Source organism: Pseudomonas sp. MS15a(2019), assembly GCF_013277805.1.
GTDB classification, from domain to species: domain Bacteria; phylum Pseudomonadota; class Gammaproteobacteria; order Pseudomonadales; family Pseudomonadaceae; genus Chryseomonas; species Chryseomonas benzopyrenica.
On record NZ_VBTN01000011.1, the window covers coordinates 367,327 to 393,835 of the forward strand.

The window sequence follows — 26,509 nt, forward strand, 5'->3', positions numbered from 1 at the left end:
CTAGGACCGCAGCAGACTCAGCCGGCCCAGCAGCGGCAGCCGTCCCAGGCCCCGCAAAGGGGGTGTCAGCAGGCGCTCGCCCTGGCGGGCAAAGGCGGCGGCCAGTGGCGTGTGCAGGCCCAGGCTGATGACGCCCAGGGCTAGCGCCAGACCACCGATGTAGTCATCCGAACCCCAGTGGGCACCGGCCACCAGGCGCGGCAGCATGAACAGCACCGCCAGCGCAGCCACCACCAGGCGGCGTCCGCCGCGGGTGAAGTGCGCCATGAACAGCGCCCAGAGCAGCAGCACCGAGGCGTGGTCGCCGGGAAAGCTGGCGCCGGACCTGTCCTTCAATTCCCAGCCGTGCTCCAGCCCGGGAAAGCGATCGCTGAGCAGATAGGCGCCCGGGAGCACGTCGGACGGGCTGGAATGCTGCAGGCCCCAGGCTTCGATGCCCTTGGTCAGCAAGGTCCGCACGATCAGCAGGATCACCAGCAGGCCGATGAAGGTCGCCAGCGCCGGCCGTACCTGATGGGTCGGATAGGCCCAGCCGCCGCGAACCAGCAAGGCCAGCAGTACCAAGCCGACCAGGGCATCCACTGGCCGCAAGCTGAAGAAGGTCCAGAGATAGAGCCAGCCGGTGGAATGCGCCAGAGGGGCATTGAGGGCGTGAAATAGCCCGGCATCGAACGCCAGCAACTGGGTACGAACGGTGGGAATGAGCCAGAGCAGCAGCAGGCTCAGGGCCAGAGCCTGGCACAGCGCCAGGCGACGCCACTGCCAGGAGGCGGTGAAGAGGGGAGCGTTCATCGAGGTCTCTTTTCACGAAAATTTCACGAATAGACCGACTCGACCTCGATGACGTCACACTTTGTTACAGCCAGATGACGCAACACTCCTTTGCGATCATCGACTCAACCAAAGAAGGCCAGCGCTTCTGCCACGACCAGATCCGGTAATTCCTCCGCCAGGTAATGGCCACCCGGCAAGGCGCAACCACTGACCTGGGTGGCCACCTGACGCCATTCGGCCAGTGGATCGAAGCAGAGCCCGACAGTGCCTTCGGCGCCCCAGAGCACGCGGAGTGGCAGCTCCAGCCGGCGCCCGGCATCCAGGTCGGCCTGGTCGTGCTCCAGGTCGATCCCGGCACTGGCGCGGTAGTCCTCGCAGATGCCCCGGGCGGTGCCAGGCAGGCTCAGGCAGCGCAGGTATTCGGCCAGCACTTCCGGTGGAAAGGGGGCCAGGCCGGCACTGCGCGTACCCATCACGCCCTTGAGATAGCCTTCCGGATCGGCTTCGATCAACCGCTCGGGCAACGGCGCCGGGCGGATCAGGAAGAACCAGTGCCAATAGGCCCGGGCGAAGGCCTCGTCGGTCTGCCGATACATGGCCAGGGTCGGCGCGATGTCCAGCAGCATCAGCCGCTCCACCGCCGCGGGATGATCCAGCGCCAGGCGATGGGCGACCCGGGCGCCGCGGTCGTGGGCCAGTACGGCGAAGCGGTCGTGACCCAGCAGGCGCATCAGCGCGACGTTATCCCCCGCCAGGGTGCGCTTGCTGTAGGCCTCCGTGCCCGCGTCGGGCTTGGCGCTGTCGCCATAGCCGCGCAGATCGGCGGCCACCAGGGTAAAGCGCTCGGCCAGCCGCGGCGCCACCTTATGCCACATCACATGGGTCTGGGGATGGCCGTGGAGCAGCAGCAGCGCAGGCCCCTGACCGCCGACGCGGTAATTGATCTCGACGCCGCCGACGTTCAGCCGCCGCTGTTCGAAGCCCGCAAAGAGGCCGTCCATCTCAGGCCAGAGCCGCGGCGATGGCCTGACCCAGGCTCTCAGTGTTGCCCTGGCCGCCGAGGTCGCGGGTCAGGGGCGCCTGTTCGGGACCCTGGCGCAGCACGGCCTCGATGGCCGCCACCACGGCAGCGCCGGCGTCGGCATGGCCGAGATGCTCCAGCATCATGGCGCCACACCAGATCTGGCCGATGGGATTGGCGATGCCGCGGCCGGCGATGTCCGGCGCCGAGCCGTGCACCGGCTCGAACAGACTGGGGAAATTGCGTTCCGGGTTGATGTTGGCCGAAGGCGCGATACCGATGGTGCCGGTGCAGGCCGGGCCCAGGTCGGAGAGGATGTCGCCGAACAGGTTGCTGGCCACCACCACGTCGAACCAGTCCGGGTGCAGGACGAAGTTGGCGGTGAGGATGTCGATGTGGAACTTGTCCACCGCCACGTCCGGATAGGCCTTGCCCATCTCCTCCACGCGCTTGTCCCACCAGGGCATGGTGATGGCGATGCCATTGGACTTGGTGGCCGAGGTCAGCTTCTTGCGTGGCCGCTGCTGGGCCAGATCGAAGGCGAACTTGAGGATGCGGTCGGTGCCGTGGCGGGTCATGACCGTTTCCTGGATCACCACCTCGCGTTCGGTGCCTTCGAACATGATGCCGCCGACACTGGAGTACTCGCCCTCGGTGTTCTCGCGCACCACATAGAAGTCGATGTCGCCCGGCTGGCGATTAGCCAGGGGCGCCTTGACCCCGGGCATCAGCCGGCAGGGCCGCAGGTTGACGTACTGGTCGAAGCGGCGGCGGAATTGCAGCAGCGAGCCCCAGAGGGAGATGTGGTCGGGCACCACGTCCGGCCAGCCGACGGCGCCGAAATAGAGGGCATCGTAGTCCTTGAGCGTCTCGAACCAGTCGTCCGGCAACATCTTGCCGTGGGCCTGGTAGTACTCGGCGCTGGCGAAGTCGAAGTGATCCCACTGCAGGGCGATGCCGAAGCGCTGGGCGGCGGCGTCCAGCACGCGGATGCCTTCGGGCATGACTTCCTTGCCGATGCCGTCACCGGCGATGACCGCGATCTTATGGGGCCTGGACGCTTGCATGGCTTTTCTCCGGCAGTCTGGGTGGGATGGACCCAGTGTAGTCTCGCGCGGGAGGCGTACAATCCCGTCGCAGGGAAAGCCATTCTTAACCTGGGATCAAGAATCTTGTCCGCTGACGACCTTGCCTTCTTTGTCCGCTTGGCCGGCCACCCCAGCCTGACCGCCGCTGCCCGGGAGTTGGGGCTGTCCCTGGCGGCCGTCAGCAAGCGACTCACTGCCCTGGAGCGCCGCCTGGGCGTGCAATTGATCCGCCGGACCACCCGGCGGCTGGACCTGACGCCGGAAGGCCTGCGCTATCTGGAAGGCGCCCGACCGCTGCTGACCCAGCTGGAAGACCTGGAGGCTGCCGTCGGAAGGCCCGATGCGCCCCTGAGCGGGGTGCTCAATCTCAACGCCACCTTCGGCTTCGGCCGCCGGCACCTGGCGCCGCTGCTGTCGGACTTCGCCCACCGCCATCCCGGGCTGGAAGTCAATCTGCACCTCTCCAGCCATCCGGTGAATCTGCTGGAAGGGCCCTTCGACCTGGATATCCGTGTCGGCGAGCCACCGGACGCTCGGGTCATCGCCCACCGCCTGCTGGACAACCGCCGCCTGCTCTGCGCCGCCCCCGCCTACCTGGCCCGGGCCGGCGTGCCGGAAAGCGTGGCGGACCTGGCGCGGCACAATTGCCTGGTCTTGCGCCAGGACGCGGGCGACTACGCCGTCTGGCGCTTCACCCGGGACGGTCAGCATTTCGCCCAGAAGGTGCGCGGCAGTCTCAGCAGCAACGATGGCGAGGTGGTGGTGCGCTTGGCGCTGGAGGGCCACGGACTGATCCTGAGATCGGAATGGGACGTGGCCGAGCTGATCGCCAGTGGCGCCCTGGTGCCAGTGCTGACCGATCATGAGGCGCCGGCTGCAGCCATCTATGCGGTGCACCGCCAACAGCGCCATGTGCCGCGTCGGCTTTCCGAACTGATCCGCCATCTGGCACAGGAGCTGCCCGCGCGGCTGGGGCGCTAGTGTGGTGTTTCAGAAGTTAACTGCACAATTTTGGCGGCGCTTTTTCGGCTTGAGCGGCGTTGCCACTCCTCGCCATAGCCCTGCTATGACTCGTCGCGGCGCCTAGCCCAAGTCGGAACGCCGAACCGCCAAAAAATCACTCGCCAATTCTTGCGCGAACTTCTGAAACACCACACTAGGCTGCACGAATCTTCCAGACCGGCGCCGGGTCCGTAGCTAGACTGGAAAGCCCACAGATCCCCTTCTCTCGCCATGGCCGACGATCACTGGATCCAGTTGCAGCAGGACGCCGACACCGGCATCGAGACCCTGCGCGCCCATTTCGAGGGCCATGCCTATGACCCGCACTGGCACGACGCCTATCTGGTGGGCTACACCGAGCAGGGCCTGCAGCAATTCCACTGTCGGGGCCAGCGCCACCTGAGCACCCCGGGGCAGGTCTTTCTGCTGGAGCCCGGCGAGTTGCACGACGGCCAGGCGCCGGAAGCCGAGGGCTTCACCTATTCCATGCTCTACCTCGATCCCCAGTGGCTGGCGCGCGAGCTGCAAGGCCTGCACGGTGATGCTCGGCCCCTGGGCGAACCGGGCTTCGCCCGGACCCTGGTGGAGCAGGCCGAGTTGCACCGCGCGGTGGCCTGGGCCCATGAGGTCATGAGTCGTCCGGAGCTGCGCATCGTCCGCCAGAGCGCCTTGGACGCCCTGCTGCTGCGCCTCTTGCCGCACCTGCAATGGCGGGCGCCCCAGGCCGGCGATCCACGGCTGCCCCAGGTGGCCTTGCGCGCCCGCGACTTCCTGCAGGCCCATCACCACGAGGACATCGGTCTGGAGGAACTGGCCCAGGCCGCTGGCGTGGACAGATTTCGCCTGACTCGCGCCTTCAAGGCGGCCTTTGGTCTGGCGCCCCACGCCTATCTGGTACAGCTGCGGTTGTCGCGGGCACGCCGCCTGCTGGCCGACGGCCTGTCGCCGGCGGAGACCGCCGCCGCCCTGGGCTTCGCCGACCAGAGTCACCTGGGCCGCTGGTTTCGCCGCGCCTATGGCCTGACCCCGGCGGCCTATCGGGCGCGCTGCTCGAATCTTCCAGACCGCTAGCGGCAGGCTTGCGACCCTGGGGCTCCCTCCAAACCAGGAGTTTCCCATGTCCCTGTTGCCCTTCCTGCTGTTCGCCCTGGTCGCCTCCATCACCCCCGGGCCGACCAATGTGCTCATCCTCGGCCACAGTGCCCGCCACGGCGCCCGGGCCAGTCTGCCCCTGGTGCTGGGCGGTAGCCTGGGCGCGGTGGCCCTGGTCCTGGTGGTGGGCTTCGGTCTCGGCCAGACCCTGGCCCGACATCCCGACTGGCAGCGCGGCCTGGCCTGGGCCGGGGTGCTCTGGCTGAGCTGGCTGGCCTGGCAACTGGCCCGCGCCGGCGCGCCCGCGGTCAAGGATGACAGCGCCCGCCTGGGCTTCGGCGGCACCGCCGGCCTGCAAGTGCTCAACCCCAAGAGCTGGAGCATGGCGCTGGCGGTGGTCACGGTCTATGCCGAGCCCGGCGCCGACCTCTGGCGGCAGGTGCTGGTCCTGGCCCTGGTGTTCCTGCTGGTGTCCGTACCCTGCCTGGGTCTCTGGGCACTGCTCGGCCAGGTCGCGGCGCATGGCCTGAGATCGCAGCGCGCCTGGCGTGGTTTCAACCTGGGGATGGCGGCGCTGTTGCTCGCCTCGGCCTGGGCGACGGTGGTCTAACGCAACAGGCAGTAGCGGATCAGCGCCTTTTCCACGCTCTGCTTCTGTCTGAGCACGAGCAGTACCACCACCGCCTGCTCTGTAGTCTTGATCTCGTAAAAGACCCGGAAGCCGTCATGATTGAATTCACGGTAATGCAGGACGCCCAATTCACTGGCCTGGCGGCTGACGGGAAAAGCCAGGGGCGCTGCTGGTAGCTGACTCTCGATGGCGTCGATCAGCCCGGTGATCCTGGCAAGCGCATTCTGCTGGTTGCTGTGATCGGTCAGATGATGGACCTGATCTTCGAGGCTGAGGACAGCGCATTCAGTAAAACGTAGAGCCAGGTTCATTCAATCTCCAGAGAAACGCCCAGCCAAGCGATCTTTTACCTGCGTAGCAGTCTGGTACTGCCCCTCATTGTCCTCACGCGAGCTCATGGCTAGAAGCTTGACCAGGGCAATGGCCTCGTCGCGACGTTTGCGCTCCTCGTAGGACTCGATGACATACGCTGGTACCCCGTTCTGGGTGACGACCATGGGTTCGTCAAGATCGAGATTGGCCGCGTGGCGCTTCAGATAACTGATGGTTTCGGTTTTCATCGGATGTCCTCCTGAGCTGAAAGCCTGAGCTTCCCTTCCAGAGGGATGGCACAGGCGTCATGGCATGGCCATTAGCTTATCGATGGCACAGTAAAAAACCAAATACAGACCAAATAAAGACTAAGCGGGTTTATAGATCAGACTGGCACGCCATGCTGATCCCGAAAATTCTCTTCCAAGTGCTCCAGCCAGGCGCGCACTGCCGGCAGTTGGCCGCGGCGGTGCGCATAGGCGGCCTGGAGATGGCCACCGGGGATCGACCGGTCCGGCAGCAGACGTTGCAGGCGGCCCTCGGCCAGCTCGGCCTGACAATAGGGCAATGGCAGCAGGGTATAGCCGAGCCCGGCCAGGGCGGCGGCCTTGCGCACGCCGAAGTCATCGATGCCCAGACGCGCTTCCAGTATCAGCTCGCGACGTTCGCCCTGAGGTCCTGCCAGACGCAGGTGTACCTTGCGATCCACCTCCAGGGCGCCCAGCAAGGGCAGGCCTAGCAAGGCCTCCGGGGTATCCAGCCGTCGTCCGGCGAGCAGTTCGGGTGCCGCCACCAACACCACGGAAGCCTGGCGCAGCCGCCGCACCACCAAGCCTGGCTCTTCGTCGTCGACGTCCCGCACGCGCATGGCGACGTCCACCCCTTCGTTGATGATGTCCACCCGCCGGTTGACTAGCAGCATGTCCAGCTGCACTTGGGGATAGCGGGTAAGAAACCGCGTCACCACCTCGGGAAGATACTGCTGCGCCAGGGCCACTGGGCAGGACACTCGTAGCGGTCCACGCGGCTCGCTGGACAGGCTGGCGGCGGTTTCGGCGGCGCTTTCCGCCTCGCGCAACAGCGCCTGGCAGTGCACCAGATAGCGCTCGCCCAGGGTGGTGAGGGTCAGGGTGCGGGTGGTGCGCTGCAACAAGCGCGCGCCCAGACGGGTCTCCAGCTCGGCGATGCGGCGGGACAGCCGCGACTTGGGAATGCCCAGCAGCCGCCCGGCGGCGGCGAAGCCACCGGCCTCCACCACCTTGGCGAAGTAGGCGAGGTCATTGAGATCTTGCATGAGCGATTGTCCTATCCATGGGACGATGCATCGCATTTTAGCCGTCTAATCAGGAGATCGTCTTATCGGTAGTCTGGGCTCATCGCGTCGAACCCTACAGGACTACCGCCATGAAACTCTTGCACATCGATTCCAGCATCCTCGGCGATCACTCCGCCTCCCGCGCCTTGACCGCCAAGGTCGTTGACGCGCTCAAGGCCGCCACGCCGGGTTTGGAGGTCATCTACCATGACCTCGCCCACGACGCCCTCGGGCACTTCTCCGGCGCCAGCCTGGCCGCTGGGGCCACCCCGGCCGAGCAGCGCAGCGCCGAACAGCGCGACGAAGCGGAGCGCAATGCCCGCGCCCTGCAGGAATTCCTCGCCGCCGACGTACTGGTGCTGGGTGCGCCCATGTACAACTTCACCATTCCGACCCAGCTCAAGGCCTGGATCGACCGCATCACCGTGGCCGGTACCACCTTCCGCTACAGCGAAGCCGGTCCGGAAGGCCTGTGTGGCGACAAGAAGGCGATCATCGTCGCCACCGCGGGCGGCATCCATGCCGGCAAGCCCACCGGCATCGCCCACGAGGACTATCTGCAGCTGCTGCTGGGCTTCCTCGGCATCACCGATGTCCAGATCGTCCGCGCCGAAGGCCTGGCCTATGGCGACGAAGCCAAGCGCGCGGCCCTGGCCAGCGCCGAACGCCAGATCGCCGACCAGTACGCCTGAGTCCGGACGCCCTCACCCCCGGCCCCTCTCCCTCAGGGAGAGGGGAGCAGAGCGGTCCTCGGCTTTGCAAGGTGAGATTCGGGTACGCCTGAAAGCCCCTCACTTCAAAGAGTGCGGCAAGCTCTGGAGGGTCTGGGGCACCAGCGCTCATCCAACCGCACCGATGCGCTCTTCCCCCTCTCCCTCCGGGACAGGGCTGGGGTGAGGGCAAGGCCCCGTCTCAGCTGAACCCCACCACCGGATGCGGCACATAGGGCGCTTCCAGGGCGGCGATCTCTTCGTCGCTCAGGTGCAGCTCCAGCGCCGCCACCGCGTCTTCCAGATGCTGCGGCTTGGACGCGCCGACGATGGGCGCGTCGATGCCCGGCTTCTGCAGCAGCCAGGCCAGCGCCACCTGAGCGCGCGGTACGCCGCGGACTTCGGCGATGCGGGCTACGGCGGCGACGATCTGCCGATCGGATTCCTCGCTGGCGGTATAGAGGGTCTTGCCGAAGGCATCGCTTTCGGTACGCGCCGTGCTGGCGTCCCAGTCGCGGGTCAGGCGGCCACGGGCCAGCGGACTCCAGGGGATCACGCCAACGCCGGCGTCGCGGCACAGCGGCAGCATCTCCCGCTCCTCTTCGCGGTTGAGCAGGTTGAGGTGGTTCTGCATGGTGGCGAATCTGGTCCAGCCATGGCGCTCGGCGGTGTGCAGCGCCTTGGCGAATTGCCAGGCGTACATGCTGCTGGCGCCGATGTGCAGCGCCTTGCCGGCCTTGACCACGTCGTGCAGGGCCTCCAGGGTCTCCTCGATGGGCGTGTGATAGTCCCAGCGATGGATCTGGTAGAGATCGACATAGTCGGTGCCCAGGCGCTGCAGACTGGCGTCGATGGCGGCGAAGATGGCCTTGCGCGACAGGCCGCCGACATTGGGTCTGTCACGCAACGGGAAGTACACCTTGGTCGCCAGCACGATCTCCTCGCGCACGGCGTTGGCCTTGAGGAAGCGGCCGACGATCTCTTCGCTGGTGCCGTCGGAGTAGCTGTTGGCGGTGTCGAAGAAGTTGATGCCCAGATCCAGGGCCTTCTTCAGCAGCGGCTGGCTCTGATCTTCCGGCAGGGTCCAGGGATGATTGCCGCGCTCGGGCACGCCATAGGTCATGCAGCCGAGGCAAAGGGGCGAAATCTTCAGACCGGTGCGGCCGAGAGTGCGATAGTTCATGGGGGCCTCCAGGGATGGTCGAAAGAGGTTGACCACGCAGTTCCCGGATCGACTGCAACGAACTTACCGGCTGCCGCCTGGTTCTAGATGGATTCCTAACCTACAACCGGAGACGCTCCATGAAGAAATATGCTTCCGCGGTCTGGCAAGGCGGTCTGAAGGATGGCAAGGGCCATATCTCCACCGAGAGCGGCGCGCTCAAGGACAATGCCTACGGCTTCAACACCCGTTTCGAAGGCACGCCGGGCACCAATCCCGAAGAACTGATCGGCGCGGCCCATGCCGGCTGCTTCTCCATGGCCTTCTCCATGCTGCTGGGCCAGAACGGCCTGACTCCCGAGCGGATCGAGACCAAGGCCGACGTGACCCTGGACAAGGTCGGCGACGGCTTCGAGATCACCACCATCGATCTGACCATGAAGGCCAAGATCCCCGGCGCCACCCAGGAGCAGTTCACCACCATCGCCAACCAGGCGAAGGAAGGTTGCCCGGTGTCCAAGGTGCTCAAGGGCGCCAAGATCAACCTGAACGCCACGCTCGAAGGCTAAGGGTCTGAGGCGTCTGCCGATGCCGCTCCGGCATCGGCAACACCCTGTTCCAGAGCCTGTTCGCCGAGCTGTCCGCAAGTCGCTAGACTGCTCCGACCCCGCTTTCGGAGAGTACGATGAACGACTCCATCTTCATGACCCTCTTTTCCATCCTCGCCGTGTTGCTGTTGGGCGGCGGCATCTACGGTTGCGTGATCCTCAACCGCCAACGCAAGGACATCGAGAAGAACGACAGCGAAGGCTAGGCCGGTCGCCGACCTGCCAGGTAACGCACGCCCGTGGGGCCGAAGACCTCGGAATGCGGCTCCTGGGCGGCGAGCTGAAAGATGTCACCGACGCCGTAGTGGCGTTCGCCAGCGGCGCTACGGATACGCAGCTCACCTTGGATTACCAACGCCCTGGCTTCGAAGGGGTGGGCATGGGGTTCCAGCCTGCCCAGGGCATCGCGCTCGACCAGTACCGGTGGCTGGAAACCCTCGCGGGCAAGTTGCTCGATGAAGGTGGCCTGGTCCATGGGTGCGCCTGACGCCAAGAAGGATGATCAGCGCCCAGGCTAGGCGCCTCACCTCTTCGCAGCCAGTGCAAAGGCACTATGAGGAGCCTTGGCTTTGGCTATGGCCAGCTTCGAGGCAAGGACGCTATGGATACCTCGGCCAGCCGAGGTTCCACGTGGAGCATCAGCGCTCCAGCTTGCGCTCGACCTCGGCGTTCTTGCGCTTGAGCGCCTCGGCTTCCTGTTCCTTGGTCTTGATATCGGTAGGCGTGAGGACCTTGTCGATGCCATCGGTCGGCGTCGATTCCGGCTGCTCCATGTCTTTCTTCACCACATCCACGGGGCGTCCCGCTTCATCGAGCGCGGGTTCGTTGGGTGGGGTCTTGCCCAGGTGGGCATCGGAACGCTGGTCACTCATGGCAGGCTCTCCTCGATAGGGTCCTTCTTTCGAGCGCAACGACCGCCAAGGAGTTCGCCCGCCACTCAACGACGAATACGGACGCGCTCCAGATAGGCCAGCAGTTGTGCCTGCTCAGTTGCATCCAGAGGCGCGAAGACCGCTTCCAGCGCCTGGGTCCGGGGCGCCTGGGCCTGATCCAGGGCCTGACGCCCCTGCTCGGTTAGGTGGACCAACAAGGCGCGCCTGTCCTGGGGATGGGGTTCGCGACGCACCAGGCCATCGCGCTCCAGGGCGTCGAAGGCATCGGTCAGGGTGCGCGGCGCATGGCGCAGTTGTTCGGCGACCTCGCCCGGGCGGCAGGGTCCCAGGCGTTCCAGCACCTTGAGCACCTTGTAGCGGGCAAAGGAAAGTCCGGAGGCCTTGAGGGTCTCATCCAGTTGTTGGCGCATCTGCCGTTTCAGATCCATCAGGGCTTCGGCAATGGCGGCGGCGGTTGACATGACAACTACTTACCTCGAATATAGTGAGGAACCTCAATGAATGGTACCTCCGCAATGGCGACATCTTTTCACAGCCGCGAGGGCGATGCCAGTGCCCCTCACCTTTTCCAGCGCGTGCGCTTCGACCTCAAGCGCCGCTGGGCGACCGTCGTTCGCCGCGAAGCGCTCGGTGGTGACCTCCTGCGCCTGACCTTTGGCGGCAGCGACCTGGCCGACTTCCAGAGCGCGGCCTTCGACGAGCACGTGAAGCTGTTCGTCCCCGCCGACACCACCCCGATCCGCGCCGCCAATCCCGAGCAGCTGGTCGGTCGGCACTACACCCCGCGCCACTACGATGCCGCCCGTGGCGAACTGGCCATCGACTTCTATCTGCATGAAGCCGGGGTGCTGACCACCTGGGCACGCCAGGCGCAGCCGGGTGCCGAGCTGATCATCGGTGGCCCCAAGGGCGCCCTGGTGCCGCCCGAGGACTTCGACTGGTACCTGCTGGCCGGTGACGAGACCGCCCTCCCCGCCATCGCCCGGCGCCTCGAACAACTGGCCGCAGGGGTGAAGGTGCAGGTCATCGCCGAAGTGGCCCGTCCCGGCCTGGAAATCGCCCTGCCTACCGCCGCCGCCGCCGATATCCGCTGGGTCTATCGCGAAACCGAGGCCGATGCCCTGGTGCAGGCCCTGGAGCAGCTGAAGTTGCCCGCGGGCGAAGGCTATGCCTGGATCGCCGGTGAGGCGACCCAGGCCCGCGCCGCGCGTCAGGCGCTGCTGGCCAAGGGTCTGCCGCGGGACTGGGTCAAGGCCGCCGGCTACTGGAAGCTCGGCGAGAGCGACCAGCATGTGAAGGTCGAGGATTGACTACCAGCGCCCCCCTCGCCGATGGCCTGCCGCGACCCCGACGCTACCGGGCGGTCGCCGCCCTGCTGCTGGCCATCAGCATGACGGTGCTGGACAGCGGCATCGCCAACCTGGCGTTGCCTAGCATCGCCGAGGCCCTGGATGTGTCCGCCGCCGCGGCGGTGTGGATCGTCAGCGCCTACCAGCTGAGCCTGGTCGCCCTGCTGTTTCCGCTGTCCGCGGTGGCCGAGCGGCTGGGCCTGCGTCCGGTATTCGCCACTGGCGTCGGCATCTTCGGCCTGGCCTCCCTGGGCTGCGCCCTGGCGCCGGATCTGGCCAGCCTGGTGGCTGCCCGAGCGCTGCAGGGGGTCGGCGCCGCCGCCATCATGTGCGTCAGCGCCGGCATCGTGCGGCTGTCCTATCCACGCGCCCGCCTCGGGCGGGGCATCGCCATCAACGCCCTGTGCGTAGCCCTGGGTTCGGCGGCCGCGCCCAGCCTGGGCGCGGCCATCCTGGCGCTGGGCGGCTGGCCCTGGCTGTTCGCGATCAACGTACCCCTGGCCATCCTGGTCGGCCTACTAGTGCGCAACCTGCCCGACAGCCCCCACGCGCAACGCCGTCTCGATCCCGTCAGCGTGCTGCTCAACGCCCTGCTGTTCTGCGCCGGCATCGGCGGTCTGGAGCGGCTCGGCGGCGCGCCGCTGCAGGGGGTGGCCCTGTTGTTGCTAGCCGCGGCCAGCCTGGTGCTGCTGGTGCGCCGCGAGCGCGGCCTGCCGGCGCCCCTGCTTCCAGTGGACCTGCTGGGGCTGCCGGCCATGCGCCATTCGGTGCTGGCCTCGGTCTGCTCCTTTGCCGCGCAGATGCTCTGCTTTCTCGCCCTGCCCTTCTATCTGCAGCACCAGCTCGGACTGGTGCCCTTGCAAGTGGCCCTGTTGATGCTGGCTTGGCCGCTCACCGTGGCCGTCTCGGCGCAAGTGGCCGGGCGGCTGGCCGACCGCCATCCGCCGCAGCGGCTGTGCATGCTCGGGGGGCTGGGGATCGCCCTAGGGCTGGCGGCGGCCGCGGTAATGCCGCTGGAACACTCCACCACGCTGCTGGTTCCCTGCCTGATCGTCGGGGGTGTTGGCTTCGGCTTCTTCCAGGTGCCCAACAACAGGATCATGCTGACCGCTGCCCCGCTCGGTCGCAACGGTGCCACCGGCGGCGTCCAGGCTACCGCCCGGCAGACTGGCATGGCCCTGGGCGCCGCGGCCCTGGCGCTGCTGCTGCATCTGGATGGCGGCCTGGCCCCGCGCCTGGGACTGGCCCTGGCGGCAGCGCTGGGTCTGGTCGCCGCCTGGTCCAACTGGCGGGCACCGCGCTAGGGCTGCGGTGTTGCCTGGTCGAGCAGCGCCTTGAGCGCCTGCTCACGTTCGACCGCCGGGCGTTCGCCCAGCAGCCGGACCCGGTGGAAGAACGCCGGCCAGTTGCCCGGGTGCTGCCGATAGAGGGCGGCAAAGGCCGGCACCCACTGTTCGTACAGGCCATAGGGCACCAGCCGCGCGTTGTTGAGTGGCTGGCTCATCCAGCCATCGAAGCGACGCTCGTCACGCCAGGCCGGGGTGGCGCGCAGGCGCTGATAGTCAGCACGCAATCGAGCGAAACGCCGGGCCTTGGCCGCACGCATGGCCACCAGCGCCAACGGCTGGGCATAGAGCCTGGCCAAGTCGTCGCGGGTAGTCAGCAGCAGAGCGCGAAATTGCTGATAGCGGGCCTCGCGCCCCGCCTCCGGCGGCGGCAGGCCACGACTGGCGCGCCATTGTCGCAGACCTTCGCCCTCGACGAAGGTGGCGTAGGATTCGTTGAAGGCGGTATCGCCGGGCAGATAGAAGCGCTGGTGCGCCAACTCGTGGAAGATGGTCGCCGCCACCTGGTCGTCATCCCAGCGCAGCATGCTGCTGAGCAGCGGATCGCTGAACCAGCCCAGGGTCGAATAGGCCGGCACGCCGCCGACGTAGGTGTCCTGACCCTGCGCCTGCAGCCGCTGCGCCTCAGCTCGGGCCTTGGCTTCCCGGTAGTAGCCGCGATAGGCCACGCAACCGGCGATGGGAAAGCAGTGGGTGGTGGGTCGGGTGGAGAATTCGGCGGTGGCGAAGACATTCCACAGTACGAAGGGTCGCTTGAGTTCGACGAAACCGCGATAGCTGGCGTTGTCCGGTAGAGCCAATTCGGCACTGGCGAAGCGTCGAGCCCCCGCGGCGGCAGCGAGGCGTTCGCGCAGGGCGACGGGCCGCGCGGGATCTGCGACGACCGTCGCAATGGGCTCGCGATCACGGATCAGCGCCCACTGGCCCTGTACCATCTGAGCGTAGTACCCGACCGAGGTACAACCGCTCAGTCCGATCAAGAGGGACAGCAGCGCCAGCCAACGGCTCGCGCGTTGCGCAGGCAGGGTGCCTGACTGGGTGGCGCACCCTTCCCTGCCCGGAGTTGTAGCCGTCATGCGTAGACTGTGCCTGCTGTTGCCTGTGCTGTTCCTGGGGGGCTGTTCCCTGTGGCCGTTGCCCAAGCCCGATCCGGCGCAGGCCTGGATCGATCTGGACAGCGACGGCAAGGCCAAGCTGGAAGCCCTGCGCGCCGATCGCAAGGATCTCGAAGACAAACGCTACTTCCAGGTCTGGCCAGGAAACCACGATCTGCAGGTACGCTACCAGTTCGAGGTGCAGCCCACCAACATCGGCGCCCAGGTGGCCGATCCGCTGGCGCGCACCTGCCTGGTGACCCTCAACTACAGGGCCTTCGCCGCGGGCGAGCGCTATCGCCTGGAAGCCGGCCAGACCGGTTGGCGACCCTGGGCGCGCCTCTATGACGAACGCAACCAGGAAGTGGCGCGCAGCACTGCCAGTCGTTGCGGCGACGTGTAGACTCGGCTGATCTCCCTGCCGCGAGTCGCCATCCATGCGTCTGCGCCTGCTGCTTCCTCTGCTGCTGCTGCTCGGCGGCTGCACCACGCCGCTGCCCCCGGTCGATCCCCAGCAGGCGTGGGTCGATCTGGAGCTGCGCGAACCCGCGGTAGGCGCCTCGCTGCTGGCCGAGTCCCAGGATGGCAGACGTCTCGACGACGGCCGCTATTTCCAGCTCGCCCCCGGCAGCCACAGCCTCAAGGTGAGCTATCGCTACGAACTCTATGGCGGCAGTGGCTTCGGACCACGTTTCGGCTGGAACGAACCTCTGCAGATCCAATGCTATCTGGAACTGGACTATGGGGATTTCCAGGCCGGCCGGCGCTATCGACTGGCGGCCGAACACACCTTCGGCCAGGGCGAGATCACCCTCTACGACGACCAGCGCGAACTGGTGAGCTCCCAGCGGGGCATCTGCTCGCCCTTCTGACCCCCGTCGCCAGGAAGAGCGAGCGGGTCAGCCCAGGACCCGCTAGGCGGGTACGCTGACCCAATCATCCTGATCGCGATCCTGGCTACGACGCGCGACCGGGCGACCCTTCTGCTCGCGCAGCTGGCGACTCATGCGCAGGAAATCCTCGCGTTCCATCCAGCGCGGCGCGGGCTGGGCAAGGGACAGAGCTTGGCGAATCCGGGCGAACGGCGACATGGCATTACCCTCTTGGCTAAATACTGTATGCGCAAACAGTACTAAGCCAAGCGCAACTGTACAAGCATCCAGCGGATGAACGGTCCGTCCTCCGGGCCGAGGATCAGTCGTTGCGCTGATAGAGGATCTTGTGGGTACCGTTGGCGCAGCTGCCCACCACCATGTTGGGATCGCGTACCTCGGCGTTGGGAACCGCTTCGAGGGTATAGGCGGTCACCCCGGCCGACTGGATCTTGACCTCGATCTCGGCCTTGAGCTGGTCGCAGGACAGGGGTTCGGCCAGCGCAGCCGAGCTCAACAGGGCGGTACAGCAGAGTAGCGATAGACGCAGCATGGCGATTTTCCTTGGCGTGATGACCTCTCAGGCTTGGACGCCCGAGCTGTGGCGATGTTCTCAGCGCGATCCTTTGGCCAGCGAAGCGGTGGAACCTGGAACCCGAACGGTCTTTCCGATGGTCATTCCTTGCCGTGAAGTGCCCCCATGTTCCAGTGGTTGAAAGACAACTCTCAAGTCCTCACGCTCTTCGCCCAGTGCTGCACCCTGGGCGTCTGGGTGCTCTATGCCCAGCTCTTGCTCAACAACTACAAGCGCCAGCGCCAGCCGCGGCTGATCATCAACCGCGGCGCTGGAAAGGGCGTGGGCGCCCTTTGCCTGCTGTCGAACATGAGCGCCGAGCCGGTGTTCATCAACCAGCTCACGGTGATCCTCAAGACCAACCGCGAGACGCTCTACACCGATGTCACCGATATCCGCGAGAGCGGCCAGGATGACTTCGATCCCGATCTGGTGCTGGGCGAGGCGACCCACCAGGGACCGCTCAACACCGGCGACTTCACCCACATCGGCACCTTCCAGGGCCTGATCCGCCGCGCCGCCGAGCACAACGGCCTGACCCTGGACAACCACCGGCCGCCCGAGGGCTGGGTGTTCGAGGGCCTGGAGATCCGTGCGGTGGCCTTCTATGGCTCGGATCACGATCCCATCGGGGTGCGCCGGCGCTTTCGCCTGGGCCAGCACGACGGCAATTATTGTGCGCTGATCGCCGAGGACTGGCAGACCCAGCAGCTGACCTCGCGCCGTCAGCGGCGCATGGTGCAAAACGACTGGATGGTCGACATGGAGCCCAAGGCTCAACCAAAGAACCAGTAGCAGATCAGGATCGATGCCGTGACCCCGGTGAATTCCGCCAGCAGGGCGCAGCCCACCGCATGGCGGGCGCGCTGGATGCCCACCGCACCGAAGTACACCGCCAGCACATAGAAGGTGGTCTCGGTACTGCCCTGGATGGTGGCCGCCACCAGCGCCGGAAAGCTGTCCACGCCATGGGTCTGCATGGTCTCGATCAGCAGGGCGCGGGCGGCGCTGCCGGAGAAGGGCTTGACCAGCGCGGTGGGCAGGGCCTCGACGAAGCGGGTGTCCCAGCCGAGAAAGGTCACCGCATGGCGGATGCCTTCGAGGATGGCCTCCAGGGCGCCGGAGGCGCGCAGTACCCCCACCGCGCAGAGCATGGCCACCAGGTACGGCAAGAGCGACTTGGCGACGTCGAAACCTTCCTTGGCGCCTTCGACGAAGGCTTCGTAGACCGGCACCTTGCGCAGGGCGCCCAGGATCATGAACGCCAGGATGATGCCGAACAGGGTCAGGTTGCCGAGCAGCGATGACAGTCCGGCCAGCGCCGTGGCGGTCAGGGTGAAGAGAAAGGCGACGAAGACGCCAAAGGCCAGGGCGCCCCCGCCGATCCAGGCCAGCACCACCGGATCCCAGAGTTTCAGCCGCTGCATGAAGGCCACCGAGAACAGCCCCACCAGGTTGGCGCAGGTGTGGGCCAGCAGGATCGGCAAGAACACCAGGGTCGGGTCCGGCGCGCCCTGCTGGGCCCGGTACATGAACACCGTCACCGGCAGCAGCGTCAGCGAGGAGGCGTTGAGCACCAGGAAGAGGATCTGCGCATTGCTCGCGGTGGTGCTGCTGGGGTTGAGCTCCTGCAGCGCGCGCATGGCCTTGAGGCCGATGGGGGTGGCGGCGTTGTCCAGGCCCAGCCCATTGGCGGCGAAGTTGAGGGTGATCAGCCCCAGTGCCGGATGACCGCGCGGCACCTCTGGCATCAGCCGGGCGAACAGCGGGCCGAGCAACCGCGCCAGGGCGTCCACCAGTCCGGCCTTCTCGGCGATGCGCAGGATGCCGAGCCAGAGGGTCAGGGTGCCGAACAGCAGCACCATGACCTCCACCGACAGCTTGGCCATGGCGAACAGGCTCTCCACCATGGCGGCGAAGACCCCGGCGTTGCCAGCCACCAGCCACTGCCCGAAGGCGCTGATCCCGGCGACGATGAAGAAGCTCAGCCACAACCCGTTGAGCATCGGTGTTCTCCCGGCAAAACGGCGATGATAACCGTAGCGTCCGCTCCCTGCAGGGACGTCGTTCAGGCGGTGGTCATCGCTGTCGGGTTATTCTCTGACCTTTCACGCAAGCTGCTGGAGTCCGCCCATGCGTCTGTCCGTTCTCGCCCTGCCGCTGGTGCTCGCCGCCAGCCCGGTCTTCGCCTTCAACCTCAACGACGCCGTCAACGCCTACAACAGCGCCAATGGCAACAACAACGCCAAGGCCACCGCCGCGGCGGCCGCCACGCCCCAGGCCCAGGGCCTGCTGCAGGCCCTGACCACCCAGCTCAATGTCACCCCGCAGCAGGCGGTGGGCGGCACCGGCGCCCTGCTCGGCCTGGCCAAGAATCAGCTGGTGGGCAACGACTATCGCCAACTGGCCAAAGCCGTGCCGGGACTGGACCAGCTGGCCGGCGCCAACGCCACCGGCGGCCTGGCGCAACTGGGTGGGCTGGGCAGTCTGCTCGGCGGGGGTGGCCAGGACGCCAAGCAGAGTCCGCTGGGCAGCCTGCTGGGCAATGTCGACAGCCGCCAGGACGTCGACAAGACCTTCAACGCCCTGGGCATGAACAGCGGCATGACCAGCCAGTTCGCCCAGGTGATCCTCGGCTATCTCGGCAAGCAAGGCACCCAGCCCTCCCTGCTGAGCACCCTGGGTAATGTCTGGGGCCTGTGACGGCGCCCCGCGCTGGCTGACCCACGTGGCGGCCAGCCAGGCGCCGGATTACCGGGAGGCACCGCTCGGCTGGCTCTATGCAGACCGCGGTTCCCTCACCGAACGGCTGACCGCCCTCAGTGGCGGGCGCTTCGCCGTCGAGGTGATCGCCCAGGGCTGGCAGCCCCTGCGCCTGGACGAGAGCAAGGCGCTTGAGGTCCCGGCGGCCAGCCCCGGCTGGGTGCGCGAGGTCTGGCTGCGCGGTGGCGGCGAGGCCTGGGTCTTCGCCCGCAGCGTGGCGGCGCGCACGGCCCTGGAAGCGGCGGATTTCGATCTGGCGGCACTGGGCGAGCGGCCCCTCGGCCACTGGCTGTTCCAGGCGCCGGCCTTCGTTCGCGGGCCGCTGGAGGCCTGTCGCTATCCGCTGACCTGGCTGCCCGCAGGGGCGGCAGCAACACCCTGCTGGGCCCGGCGCTCGGTGTTCAGGCGCGGCCCCCTGGCGATCCTGGTGGGCGAGGTCTTCCTGCCGGCCTTCTGGCCCCACGCCAGGCGCGAAGGCTAGCCGAATCATCAGCGTGGCAGCGTTGGCGCCACGGGGCCCCTATAATCGTCGGGCCCTTCGCCACGCAGTCGTCCGATGAAAAAGCACGCCTCCCGCCCCCGTGATCGCCGTCCTGCCGCCCCCCGCGGCCCCGAGCCCAGTGCCCGGGTCATCGCCACGCGCCCCCGTCGCGAGCGCATCTGGGACTTCGTCCAGCTGACCCGACTGGACCGGCCCATCGGCATCTATCTACTGCTCTGGCCCACGCTCTGGGCGCTGTGGATCGCCGCCGAGGGCGTGCCGAGCCTGAAGAATCTGCTGATCTTCGTGCTCGGCGTGGTGCTGATGCGATCGGCCGGCTGCGTGATCAACGACTTCGCCGACCGCAACTTCGACGGCCACGTCGCCCGCACCAAGAATCGCCCCCTGGCCACCGGGCGCATCTCGCCCAAGGAAGCCCTGCTGTTCTTCGCCGTGCTGGTGCTGCTCAGCTTCGGCCTGGTGCTCTGCACCAACGCCACCACCGTCTGGCTGTCCTTCGGCGCCCTCGGCGTGGCGGCGCTCTACCCCTTCATGAAGAGATACACCTACTACCCCCAGGCGGTGCTGGGCGCGGCCTTCTCCTGGGGCATGCCGATGGCCTTCACCGCCGAGACCGGCGAGCTGCCGGCGGCGGCCTGGCTGCTGTTCGTCGCCAACGTGATCTGGACGGTGGGCTACGACACCTACTACGCCATGGCCGACCGCGAGGACGATCTCAAGATCGGCGTGAAGTCCACCGCCATCCTGTTCGGCGATGCCGACCGGGTGATCATCGCCACCCTCCAAGGCCTCACCCTGCTCTGCCTGGCGCTGGCCGGCGGTCGCTTCGGCCTGGGCCTGCCCTTCTACCTGGGCCTGGTGGTGGCGGCGGGCTGCTTCGCCTGGGAATTCCACGTCACCCGCAATCGTGATCCCCTGGTGTGCTTCAAGGCCTTCCTGCACAACCACTGGGCGGGTCTGGCGATCCTCGTCGGGATCATCGCCGACTACGGGCTGCGCTGAGCCGGGGTGCCCGCGGCGGCATCGGCCACCACCTCCGGCAGCGCCTCGGGCTGCGCTGCCGGCACCGCCCGGGCCTGCTTGGCCTTGGACGCCTTGCGGCTCTGCTGCCAGGCCACCGCCAGGCCGCTGGCACAGATGATGAGGATGCCGATCAGCGCGCCGCTGTCCGGTACATGGCCGAAGACGAAATAGCCGATGATGCCGGCGGTGACGATCTGGCCATAGCTGAAGGGCGCCAGCAACGCCGGCGGCGCGTAGCGGAAGGCCTGGGTCAGCAGCAGATGACCGGACATGCCGAAGAAGCCAAGCAGGGCCAGCATGAAGCCGTGGCCCAGGGTGGGTATCTCCCAGAAGAAGGGCACCACGCTGCTCAGCACCAGGGTGTTGATGATGCCGGTGAGGAAGTTGCTGGTGGTGGGGCTGTCGATGCCGCTGAGCAGGCGCGTCAGCAGCTGGTAGAGGCCAAAGCACACCGCCGAGCAGACCGGCAAGAGCACCGCCGGAGTGAACAGCTGGCCGCCCGGCCTGACGATGATCAGCACCCCGATGAAGCCGGCCAGCACCGCCGCCCACTGGCTGCGGGTCACGGTTTCCTTGAGCAGCGGCACCGACAGCGCCGTCACCATCAGCGGGGCGAGAAAGTTGACCGCGGTGGCCTCGGCCATGGGCAGGTAGCGCAGCCCGGTGGTGAAGAACAGGCTGCAGCCGATCAGGCACAGCGCCCTGAGCACCTGCAATCCCGGCCGCTTGGTGCGGATCACCGCCAAGCCCGAGCGTGGGATGAAGATCCCCATCATCAGCAGGGTGTGGGAGAGGTAGCGGGCCCAGACCACCATGACCACCGGATAGAAGCCGGACAGGTATTTGGAGAGGGCATCGTGGGAGGCGAACAGCCAGACCGCGAGACAGATCAGGGCGATGCCCTTGAGCGGCTGGTCGGCGAATCTCAGAGTGGGTCCTGCTGGGGCGCTCATTGGACTCCCGTGGTACTGACGGCGGTCCCTGACCGCCTGCGTGATCCGGCCGTCCTGCACGGCGGTCCGTCGGCATGGCCACCGACTTCGGGACATGGACCTCGACGCGAGTGGAGCGTGCCGTCGAGCAGCCGTCCTGTCGCCCTCAGGACCGCAATACCGGGCGATATTTCAATAGCTTACTAACTATGATCCGGCACGCAGCCGGGTCTCTCCCGAGCTTAGTCCAAGCGCCCCGTCGAGCTCAATGCGATTGTCCGACGACTTCGCTGACAGCGCGCACGAAGGCCTCGTCCGCCTCCAGCGCACCGGGGATCTGTTCGCGCAGATAGGCCACCCAGGTGCGGATCTTGGCATCCAGGTACTGCCGCGAGGCATAGAGGGCATAAGCGTTGAGCCGCTGCAGGCGATAGGCCGGCAGCACCCGCACCAGGCTACCATCGCGCAGGCCGTCCACTGCCGAATAGAGCGGCAGCACACCAATGCCCAGGCCCTGGCGCAGGGCCTCGGTCATGGCGTCGCCGACATTGACCTGGAAGGGGGTCTCGCCGATGCGATAGGTTTCCGGGCCGTTGGGACCCTCGAAGTGCCAGCGGTCGAAGGACACCACCGGGCTGATGAATCTCAGGCAGGCGTGGTTGGCCAGCTCCGCCGGCGTCTGCGGCTGGCCGTGTTCCTGCAGATAGGCGGGCGAAGCACAGAGGATGCTGTAGGTGTGGCCGATCTGCTGGGAGACGAAGCCGGAATCGGGCAACTCGGCCGCCACCACGATGGCCAGGTCGAAGCCCTCCTCCAGCAGATCGGGGATACGGTTGGCCATGGTCAGGTCGAAGCGCACCTCGGGATGCAGGGCGCGATAGCCGGCGATGGCGCGGATCACATAGTGCTGGCCGATGCCGGTCATGCTGTGCACCCGCAGCCGTCCCTCGGGCCGGGCCTGGGCATGACCGGCCTCGGCTTCGGCTTCCTCGACATAGGCGAGGATCTGCTCGCAACGCGCCAGGTAGCGCTGGCCGGCCTCGGTCAGGGCGATGCGTCTCGTGGTGCGGTGCAACAGGCGGGTACGCAGATGGGTTTCCAGATGGGCCACCGCCCGGGAGACATGGGCGGTGGTGGTCTGCAACGTCTGGGCCGCGCCGGTAAAGCTGCCGCTTTCCACCACGGCGACGAAAACGCGCATGTTGTGCAGGGTGTCCATGCCGCCTCGACAGTCTGACGAAAGCGCCATTTTCCACATTATTTCAGTATGTGAAACAAAGATTCGCCGGTTGGCGCGCTAATCGACCCTCCTGGAATTTTATAGAATCGTTAGCAGCCTAATGGTAACCCCAGCGGCCTCCTTGTCCGCTGGCGTCCTCTTCAGTTCCAGCTCATCCCGCCGACCCGCCGCGCTTCTCTGACGCGAATCCGGAGTATGGCCCTGTTGCAAACGGACCCCCAAGTGTCGCCTTTCTCTAGCAGAGCCTGGCCTGCGCTCACGGTGGTCGCCCTGGCGACCCTGCTGGCCGGCTGCATCGGTACCGGTCACAACGCGCCCCAGGCGCAGCGCCTCGACGATCAGGCGCTGGCCACCGACGCTGCCATCCGCGCTGCCGCCGGGCAGGCCACCTGGCCCGAGCGCCAGTGGTGGCGCGCCTATGGCGATCCCCAGCTGGACGCCTGGATCAGCGGTGCCCTGGCCGATAACCCGCGTCTGGCCACGGCCGCCGCCCGGGTGCGCCGCGCCGAGTCCCTGGCCGGCCTGACCGAATCCCGCGAGGCCCTGCAGGCGGAGGCCAAGGGCGCCTTCAAGCGCTACAGCTGGCCCACCGACGGTTTCTATGGTCCTGGCGAGCTGGCCGATCGCACCACCTGGAACAACAATGCCGAGCTGGGTCTGAGCTACGCCCTGGACTTCTGGGGTCGCGAGCGTGATGCCAGCGCCCAGGCCCTGGACCAGGCCCACCAGGCCGCCGCCGAGGTACGCGCCGCCGAGCTGGAGCTGACCGGCAACATCGTCCGCAACTATATCGGCTTCGCCCTGCACCATGACCAGCGCGACATCCTCGCCGCCACCCTGGAACAGCAGCGGCACCTGGCCGACCTGGCCCAGCGCCAGCTGGACGGTGGCCTCGGCACCCAGTTCGAGGTCAGCCAGGCGCGTGCCCTGCTGCCCGAGACCGAGCGTCAGCTGGAAGCCCTGGACGAGACCCTGGCGCTGGATCGCAACCAGCTCGCCGCCCTGGCGGGCAAGGGCCCGGGTGCCGGCGCCCGCCTGCAGCGACCGCGACTGACCCTGGGCGCCGCACCGCGCCTGCCCAGTGCACTGCCACTGGAACTGGTCGGCAAGCGTCCCGACGTGGTGGCGCGCCGCTGGCAGATCGCCGCGGCGGCCAAGGGCGTGGACGTGGCCCGCGCCAGCTTCTATCCCAATATCGATTTGGTGGCCAACGTCGGCCAGTTCCTCACCCTGGGCCGTCTCAGCGAGATGCTGACCCACGCCAAGACCGGCTCCTTCATCGGCCCCGCCTTTTCGTTGCCGATCTATGACGGTGGCGCCCTGCGCGGACGCCTCGGCGCGGAATCGGCAGCCTACGACCTGGCCGTCAGCGCCTACAACCAGACCCTGGTGGACGCCCTCAAGGACATCTCCGATGCCCTGATCAAAGCCGACTCGGCGGCCAGGCAGGCCACCCTTGCCGACCAGGCCAGCCAGGAAGCCCAGCGCACCTACGACATCGCCCGCGAGGCTTTCCGTCGCGGCCTGACCGACTACCTGCACGTACTCGACGCCCAGACCCGGCTGTTCGCCCAGCAGCGCGTCACCGCCCAGGTACACGCCCTGCGCCTGGCCGCCCAGGCCGGCGCCCTGGTCGCCCTCGGCGGCGGCGCGGACCTCGAACGCGGGCCGGCCGACCAGGATCTGGTGCCGGCCCGCGTGGCCGTCGAGCGGGCCGCGCGGTGAGTACCCACGCGGCCACCCACTCGCCATTGCGCCAGGCCCTGGGCGCCTGGGCGCGCAGCGATGGCAGCCTCTGGCTGTACCAGGCCAAGGTGCTGCTCGCCGCCAGCCTGACCCTGTGGCTGGCCATGCGCCTGCAACTGCCGCATCCGAGTTCGGCGGTGATCACCGTCTTCATCGTCATGCAGCCGCAGAGCGGTCAGGTGCTGGCCAAGAGCTTCTACCGGGTGATGGGCACCCTGCTGGGGCTGGCGGTGATGCTGGTCTTGATCGCCCTATTCGCCCAGGAACGGGTGCCCTTCCTGATCTTCCTGGCCCTGTGGATTGGGCTCTGCGTAGCCGGATCGGCGCGCTACCGCGACTTCCGCAGCTATGCCTGCATGCTGGCCGGCTATACCGCCGCGCTGATCGGCATTCCCGCCGCCCTGAACGCTGATACCGCCTTCATGTCGGCGGTGATGCGGGTACTGGCCATCACCCTGGGCGTGCTCTGCAGCGGCGCGGTGAGCGCCGCGGTCTTTCCGCAGACCAGCGCCACGGCCATGCGCGCGACCCTCTATCGGCGCATGGGCGGCTTCGCCGGGCTGGCCGCCGATGTCCTGCGTGGCCGCCTCGACCGCGCCACCCTGGAAGCCGCGGGCGTGCGCCTGGCGGCCGAGGCGGTAGGGCTGGAAAGCCTGCGCAGCGCCTCGGCCTTCGAAGATCCGCACATGCGCATGCGCAGCGGACGTCTGGCGCGGCTGAATGCCGAATTCATGGGTCTCACCACCCGCCTGCATGCGCTGAGCCGCTTGCTGATGCGGCTGCGCGAGCGTGAAGCCGCGGCGCCGTTGGCAGCGCTGGAACGCCTCTGGGCGCCGCTGCTCGACCTCTTCGAGGAGTGGCGGGGCCAGTCCCTCAGCGACAGCGCCGCGCCCGCCGCTGCCGCCCGGCTGGACGCCCTGCACCAGGCCCTGCGACCGCGCATTCGCGCCCTGCGCGCCGAGCTGCCGCTCCTGAGCGAGCTGGATCGGCGGGACTTCGAGACGGCCGTAGAGCTGCTCTTCCGCTTCACCGGCGAATGGCATGACTACCTGCAGACCCATGCTTCCCTGGCGGCGCCGCGGCACAGTCGCGAGCAGTGGAAGCCGCGCTTCGTGGCCAAGGCCAACGCCCTGGGCGCAGCGGTCACTGGCATCCGTAGCGCCTTCCTGGTGCTGGTGCTGGGCGCGTTCTGGATCGCCAGCGCCTATCCCAGTGGCGGCATGCTGGCGCTCAACGCCGCGGCGGTCTCGGCGCTGGCCTCGGCCTCGCCCGATCCCAAGCGCACCGCCCTGCAGATGGCCGTTGGCGCCAGTGGCGGCGTGGTGCTGGGCTTCTTCCTGACCTTCTTCGTCTTTCCCTGGATCACCGGCCTGCCGCTGCTGCTGCTGACCCTGGCACCGGTGTTCATGCTGGGCACCTGGATTTCCCTGCGGCCGGGCTGGATGGGCTATGGCCTGGGTTGCCTGGTGTTCTTCTGCTTCACCTCGATCCCCGACAATCCGCCGGTCTACGACGCCTACGCCTTCATCAACAACGGCATCGCCGTGGTCTTGTCGATGGTGATCACCGCGGCGGTCTCGGCAGTGCTGCTGCCACCCAACAGCCCCTGGCTGTGGCGCCGCCTGGAGCGTGACCTGCGCCAGCAGCTGGTGCGGGCGGTCAGCGCCCCCCTGCCACACCTGGCGCCGGCCTTCGAGGGCCAGACCCGCGATCTGCTCACCCAGGCCTATGGCGTCAGCGCCGGGCGGGGCGAGGCGCAGCGGCGCCTGATCGGCTGGGCCTTCTGCGTACTGGAAATCGGTCACGCGGTGATCGAGCTGCGCCAGTTGCAGCTACGCCTGCCTGGGGCGCCCCGCTATGCCGAGCACAGCGCCTGGCGCCAGGCCATCCGCGTCCTCGGTCGCGCCTTGGTGCGCCTCTTCCTCAAGCCCGGAGCGGAAAACCTGCGTCGGGCCCTGGCTGCCGTGGACGCTGCCCTGGCCACCGTGGCAGCCGTGGCCGAACCGCCGGAACTGCCCTATGACGAGTCGCCCCTGCGCCAGGTGCAGAGCGATCTGCACTTCATCCGCAGCGCCCTGCTCGATCCCCAGGGGCCGTTGGCCCGCTATCACGAGATCTCCCATGCCCCGTGAAATCGCCTTCCATGGCCTCTACCTGCCCACCGTGACGGTGCTGTTCCTGGTCGCCGCCCTGCTCGCCTGGGCGCTTGACCGGGTGCTGGCCGCGGTCGGCCTCTATCACGTCGTCTGGCATCCGGCGCTGCTGCGCCTGGCCCTGTTCATCTGCCTCTACTGCGCCCTGGCGCTGTGCGTTTATCGCTAGTGTGGTGTTCCAGAAGTTATCTACACAATTTTGGCGGCGCTTTTTCGGCCCGGACGTCGTTGCCACTCCTCGCCATAGCCCTGCTATGACTCGTCGCGGCGCCTAGCCCAGACCTAAAAATCACTCGCCAATTCTTGT

General features: G+C 67.2%; 33 protein-coding genes. 17 read left to right on the plus strand and 16 right to left on the minus strand.

Annotated elements, in window-relative coordinates; genetic code table 11:
* The 3 genes from FEZ61_RS18795 to FEZ61_RS18805 form a co-directional block, all read right to left on the minus strand.
* The gene (locus tag FEZ61_RS18795; RefSeq protein ID WP_173149967.1) at positions 1 to 792 is read right to left on the minus strand and encodes a phosphatase PAP2 family protein; all 792 of its coding nucleotides are present in this window, start codon (positions 790 to 792) and stop codon (positions 1 to 3) included.
* Positions 793 to 896: 104 nt separating this feature from the next.
* Positions 897 to 1,775 (minus strand): alpha/beta hydrolase, encoded by an 879-nt coding sequence (locus FEZ61_RS18800; RefSeq protein ID WP_093253596.1) that lies wholly within the window; start codon positions 1,773 to 1,775, stop codon positions 897 to 899.
* A 1-nt stretch (position 1,776) separates the two neighbouring features.
* A complete protein-coding gene (locus tag FEZ61_RS18805) occupies positions 1,777 to 2,862 on the minus strand; it encodes a tartrate dehydrogenase (RefSeq protein WP_173149969.1) in 1,086 nt (361 codons plus the stop codon).
* 105 nt (positions 2,863 to 2,967) lie between these two features.
* On the opposite strand from FEZ61_RS18805, the gene FEZ61_RS18810 reads away from it, so the two are divergent.
* The 3 genes from FEZ61_RS18810 to FEZ61_RS18820 all read left to right on the plus strand — a co-directional run bounded on the left by FEZ61_RS18810 (position 2,968) and on the right by FEZ61_RS18820 (position 5,587).
* Entirely contained in the window at positions 2,968 to 3,864 is an 897-nt protein-coding gene (locus FEZ61_RS18810) for a LysR family transcriptional regulator (protein ID WP_093253609.1), read from the plus strand.
* A gap of 252 nt (positions 3,865 to 4,116) precedes the next feature.
* On the plus strand, positions 4,117 to 4,956 hold the full coding sequence (locus tag FEZ61_RS18815; protein WP_173149971.1) for an AraC family transcriptional regulator: 840 nt from the start codon (positions 4,117 to 4,119) through the stop codon (positions 4,954 to 4,956).
* Positions 4,957 to 5,002: 46 nt separating this feature from the next.
* A complete protein-coding gene (locus tag FEZ61_RS18820; RefSeq protein WP_093253615.1) occupies positions 5,003 to 5,587 on the plus strand; it encodes a LysE family translocator in 585 nt (194 codons plus the stop codon).
* Here FEZ61_RS18820 and FEZ61_RS18825 read toward each other — a convergent pair.
* From FEZ61_RS18825 to FEZ61_RS18835, 3 genes are all read right to left on the minus strand, one after another.
* The gene (locus FEZ61_RS18825; protein WP_064309101.1) at positions 5,584 to 5,919 is read right to left on the minus strand and encodes a type II toxin-antitoxin system RelE/ParE family toxin; all 336 of its coding nucleotides are present in this window, start codon (positions 5,917 to 5,919) and stop codon (positions 5,584 to 5,586) included. The two genes, FEZ61_RS18820 and FEZ61_RS18825, sit on opposite strands and share 4 nt — an antisense overlap.
* The gene (locus FEZ61_RS18830) at positions 5,920 to 6,168 is read right to left on the minus strand and encodes a type II toxin-antitoxin system Phd/YefM family antitoxin (RefSeq protein WP_064309100.1); all 249 of its coding nucleotides are present in this window, start codon (positions 6,166 to 6,168) and stop codon (positions 5,920 to 5,922) included. It abuts the gene before it with no gap.
* A gap of 137 nt (positions 6,169 to 6,305) precedes the next feature.
* Positions 6,306 to 7,214 (minus strand): LysR substrate-binding domain-containing protein, encoded by a 909-nt coding sequence (locus tag FEZ61_RS18835; protein ID WP_173149973.1) that lies wholly within the window; start codon positions 7,212 to 7,214, stop codon positions 6,306 to 6,308.
* A gap of 110 nt (positions 7,215 to 7,324) precedes the next feature.
* Here FEZ61_RS18835 and FEZ61_RS18840 point away from each other — a divergent pair, with 110 nt between their 5' ends.
* Positions 7,325 to 7,927, plus strand: coding sequence for an FMN-dependent NADH-azoreductase (locus FEZ61_RS18840; protein WP_173149975.1), 603 nt, complete (start codon positions 7,325 to 7,327; stop codon positions 7,925 to 7,927).
* A 220-nt stretch (positions 7,928 to 8,147) separates the two neighbouring features.
* On the opposite strand, the gene FEZ61_RS18845 is transcribed toward FEZ61_RS18840, so the two are convergent.
* Complete coding sequence (locus tag FEZ61_RS18845; protein WP_173149977.1) at positions 8,148 to 9,128, minus strand: aldo/keto reductase; 981 nt, start codon at positions 9,126 to 9,128, stop codon at positions 8,148 to 8,150.
* Between the two features lie 119 nt (positions 9,129 to 9,247).
* Between FEZ61_RS18845 and FEZ61_RS18850 the strand changes: the two genes are divergently transcribed.
* Positions 9,248 to 9,676 carry an OsmC family protein gene (locus FEZ61_RS18850; protein WP_017641568.1) on the plus strand — a complete coding sequence of 143 codons (429 nt, stop codon included), beginning with the start codon at positions 9,248 to 9,250 and terminating at the stop codon, positions 9,674 to 9,676.
* 116 nt (positions 9,677 to 9,792) lie between these two features.
* Positions 9,793 to 9,921 (plus strand): hypothetical protein, encoded by a 129-nt coding sequence (locus FEZ61_RS24645; protein ID WP_017641567.1) that lies wholly within the window; start codon positions 9,793 to 9,795, stop codon positions 9,919 to 9,921.
* Here FEZ61_RS24645 and FEZ61_RS18855 read toward each other — a convergent pair.
* The 3 genes from FEZ61_RS18855 to FEZ61_RS18865 all read right to left on the minus strand — a co-directional run bounded on the left by FEZ61_RS18855 (position 9,918) and on the right by FEZ61_RS18865 (position 11,069).
* Positions 9,918 to 10,190 (minus strand): cupin, encoded by a 273-nt coding sequence (locus tag FEZ61_RS18855; RefSeq protein ID WP_093253635.1) that lies wholly within the window; start codon positions 10,188 to 10,190, stop codon positions 9,918 to 9,920. The two genes, FEZ61_RS24645 and FEZ61_RS18855, sit on opposite strands and share 4 nt — an antisense overlap.
* Before the next feature lie 163 nt (positions 10,191 to 10,353).
* Positions 10,354 to 10,587: a hypothetical protein gene (locus tag FEZ61_RS18860; protein ID WP_064309094.1), complete on the minus strand. Its 234-nt coding sequence runs from the start codon at positions 10,585 to 10,587 to the stop codon at positions 10,354 to 10,356.
* Between the two features lie 65 nt (positions 10,588 to 10,652).
* Positions 10,653 to 11,069 carry a MarR family transcriptional regulator gene (locus FEZ61_RS18865; protein WP_093253638.1) on the minus strand — a complete coding sequence of 139 codons (417 nt, stop codon included), beginning with the start codon at positions 11,067 to 11,069 and terminating at the stop codon, positions 10,653 to 10,655.
* 54 nt (positions 11,070 to 11,123) lie between these two features.
* Between FEZ61_RS18865 and FEZ61_RS18870 the strand changes: the two genes are divergently transcribed.
* Positions 11,124 to 11,918: a siderophore-interacting protein gene (locus FEZ61_RS18870; protein WP_173149979.1), complete on the plus strand. Its 795-nt coding sequence runs from the start codon at positions 11,124 to 11,126 to the stop codon at positions 11,916 to 11,918.
* Positions 11,915 to 13,261: an MFS transporter gene (locus tag FEZ61_RS18875; protein ID WP_173149981.1), complete on the plus strand. Its 1,347-nt coding sequence runs from the start codon at positions 11,915 to 11,917 to the stop codon at positions 13,259 to 13,261. The genes FEZ61_RS18870 and FEZ61_RS18875 overlap by 4 nt, the downstream gene beginning before the upstream one ends.
* On the opposite strand, the gene FEZ61_RS18880 is transcribed toward FEZ61_RS18875, so the two are convergent.
* Positions 13,258 to 14,379 carry an aminopeptidase gene (locus FEZ61_RS18880; RefSeq protein ID WP_256562929.1) on the minus strand — a complete coding sequence of 374 codons (1,122 nt, stop codon included), beginning with the start codon at positions 14,377 to 14,379 and terminating at the stop codon, positions 13,258 to 13,260. The genes FEZ61_RS18875 and FEZ61_RS18880 overlap by 4 nt on opposite strands.
* Here FEZ61_RS18880 and FEZ61_RS18885 point away from each other — a divergent pair.
* On the plus strand, positions 14,378 to 14,800 hold the full coding sequence (locus tag FEZ61_RS18885) for a hypothetical protein (protein ID WP_093253652.1): 423 nt from the start codon (positions 14,378 to 14,380) through the stop codon (positions 14,798 to 14,800). The genes FEZ61_RS18880 and FEZ61_RS18885 overlap by 2 nt on opposite strands.
* 34 nt (positions 14,801 to 14,834) lie before the next feature.
* Positions 14,835 to 15,269, plus strand: coding sequence for a hypothetical protein (locus FEZ61_RS18890; protein ID WP_173149983.1), 435 nt, complete (start codon positions 14,835 to 14,837; stop codon positions 15,267 to 15,269).
* A gap of 42 nt (positions 15,270 to 15,311) precedes the next feature.
* Here the strand turns inward: FEZ61_RS18890 and FEZ61_RS18895 are convergent, their stop codons facing one another.
* Together FEZ61_RS18895 and FEZ61_RS18900 are read right to left on the minus strand one after the other, a co-directional pair.
* Complete coding sequence (locus FEZ61_RS18895; protein WP_017641558.1) at positions 15,312 to 15,488, minus strand: hypothetical protein; 177 nt, start codon at positions 15,486 to 15,488, stop codon at positions 15,312 to 15,314.
* 103 nt (positions 15,489 to 15,591) lie between these two features.
* The gene (locus FEZ61_RS18900; RefSeq protein ID WP_093253662.1) at positions 15,592 to 15,822 is read right to left on the minus strand and encodes a DUF1161 domain-containing protein; all 231 of its coding nucleotides are present in this window, start codon (positions 15,820 to 15,822) and stop codon (positions 15,592 to 15,594) included.
* 147 nt (positions 15,823 to 15,969) lie between these two features.
* On the opposite strand from FEZ61_RS18900, the gene FEZ61_RS18905 reads away from it, so the two are divergent.
* Positions 15,970 to 16,638, plus strand: coding sequence for a hypothetical protein (locus FEZ61_RS18905; RefSeq protein ID WP_017641556.1), 669 nt, complete (start codon positions 15,970 to 15,972; stop codon positions 16,636 to 16,638).
* On the opposite strand, the gene FEZ61_RS18910 is transcribed toward FEZ61_RS18905, so the two are convergent.
* On the minus strand, positions 16,620 to 17,849 hold the full coding sequence (locus tag FEZ61_RS18910) for a spore maturation protein (protein WP_017641555.1): 1,230 nt from the start codon (positions 17,847 to 17,849) through the stop codon (positions 16,620 to 16,622). The two genes, FEZ61_RS18905 and FEZ61_RS18910, sit on opposite strands and share 19 nt — an antisense overlap.
* 127 nt (positions 17,850 to 17,976) lie before the next feature.
* On the opposite strand from FEZ61_RS18910, the gene FEZ61_RS18915 reads away from it, so the two are divergent.
* The 3 genes from FEZ61_RS18915 (at position 17,977) to ubiA (ending at position 20,110) form a co-directional block, all read left to right on the plus strand.
* On the plus strand, positions 17,977 to 18,546 hold the full coding sequence (locus tag FEZ61_RS18915) for a DUF2780 domain-containing protein (RefSeq protein WP_017641554.1): 570 nt from the start codon (positions 17,977 to 17,979) through the stop codon (positions 18,544 to 18,546).
* On the plus strand, positions 18,530 to 19,087 hold the full coding sequence (locus FEZ61_RS18920; RefSeq protein WP_173149985.1) for a chorismate lyase: 558 nt from the start codon (positions 18,530 to 18,532) through the stop codon (positions 19,085 to 19,087). Before FEZ61_RS18915 ends, FEZ61_RS18920 begins: the two co-directional genes overlap by 17 nt.
* 75 nt (positions 19,088 to 19,162) lie before the next feature.
* Complete coding sequence (gene ubiA, locus FEZ61_RS18925) at positions 19,163 to 20,110, plus strand: 4-hydroxybenzoate octaprenyltransferase (protein ID WP_178121618.1); 948 nt, start codon at positions 19,163 to 19,165, stop codon at positions 20,108 to 20,110.
* On the opposite strand, the gene FEZ61_RS18930 is transcribed toward ubiA, so the two are convergent.
* On the minus strand, positions 20,095 to 21,084 hold the full coding sequence (locus FEZ61_RS18930; protein WP_064307143.1) for a DMT family transporter: 990 nt from the start codon (positions 21,082 to 21,084) through the stop codon (positions 20,095 to 20,097). The genes ubiA and FEZ61_RS18930 overlap by 16 nt on opposite strands.
* 244 nt (positions 21,085 to 21,328) lie before the next feature.
* The gene (locus FEZ61_RS18935; protein ID WP_017641550.1) at positions 21,329 to 22,282 is read right to left on the minus strand and encodes a LysR family transcriptional regulator; all 954 of its coding nucleotides are present in this window, start codon (positions 22,280 to 22,282) and stop codon (positions 21,329 to 21,331) included.
* A 243-nt stretch (positions 22,283 to 22,525) separates the two neighbouring features.
* Between FEZ61_RS18935 and FEZ61_RS18940 the strand changes: the two genes are divergently transcribed.
* The 3 genes from FEZ61_RS18940 to FEZ61_RS18950 are packed head-to-tail and all read left to right on the plus strand — an operon-like array spanning position 22,526 to position 26,371.
* On the plus strand, positions 22,526 to 24,028 hold the full coding sequence (locus FEZ61_RS18940) for an efflux transporter outer membrane subunit (protein ID WP_346342870.1): 1,503 nt from the start codon (positions 22,526 to 22,528) through the stop codon (positions 24,026 to 24,028).
* Positions 24,025 to 26,181 (plus strand): FUSC family protein, encoded by a 2,157-nt coding sequence (locus tag FEZ61_RS18945; protein ID WP_173149987.1) that lies wholly within the window; start codon positions 24,025 to 24,027, stop codon positions 26,179 to 26,181. Before FEZ61_RS18940 ends, FEZ61_RS18945 begins: the two co-directional genes overlap by 4 nt.
* Positions 26,171 to 26,371 carry a DUF1656 domain-containing protein gene (locus FEZ61_RS18950; RefSeq protein WP_007160208.1) on the plus strand — a complete coding sequence of 67 codons (201 nt, stop codon included), beginning with the start codon at positions 26,171 to 26,173 and terminating at the stop codon, positions 26,369 to 26,371. Before FEZ61_RS18945 ends, FEZ61_RS18950 begins: the two co-directional genes overlap by 11 nt.
* The last annotated feature ends 138 nt before the right edge of the window (positions 26,372 to 26,509 follow it).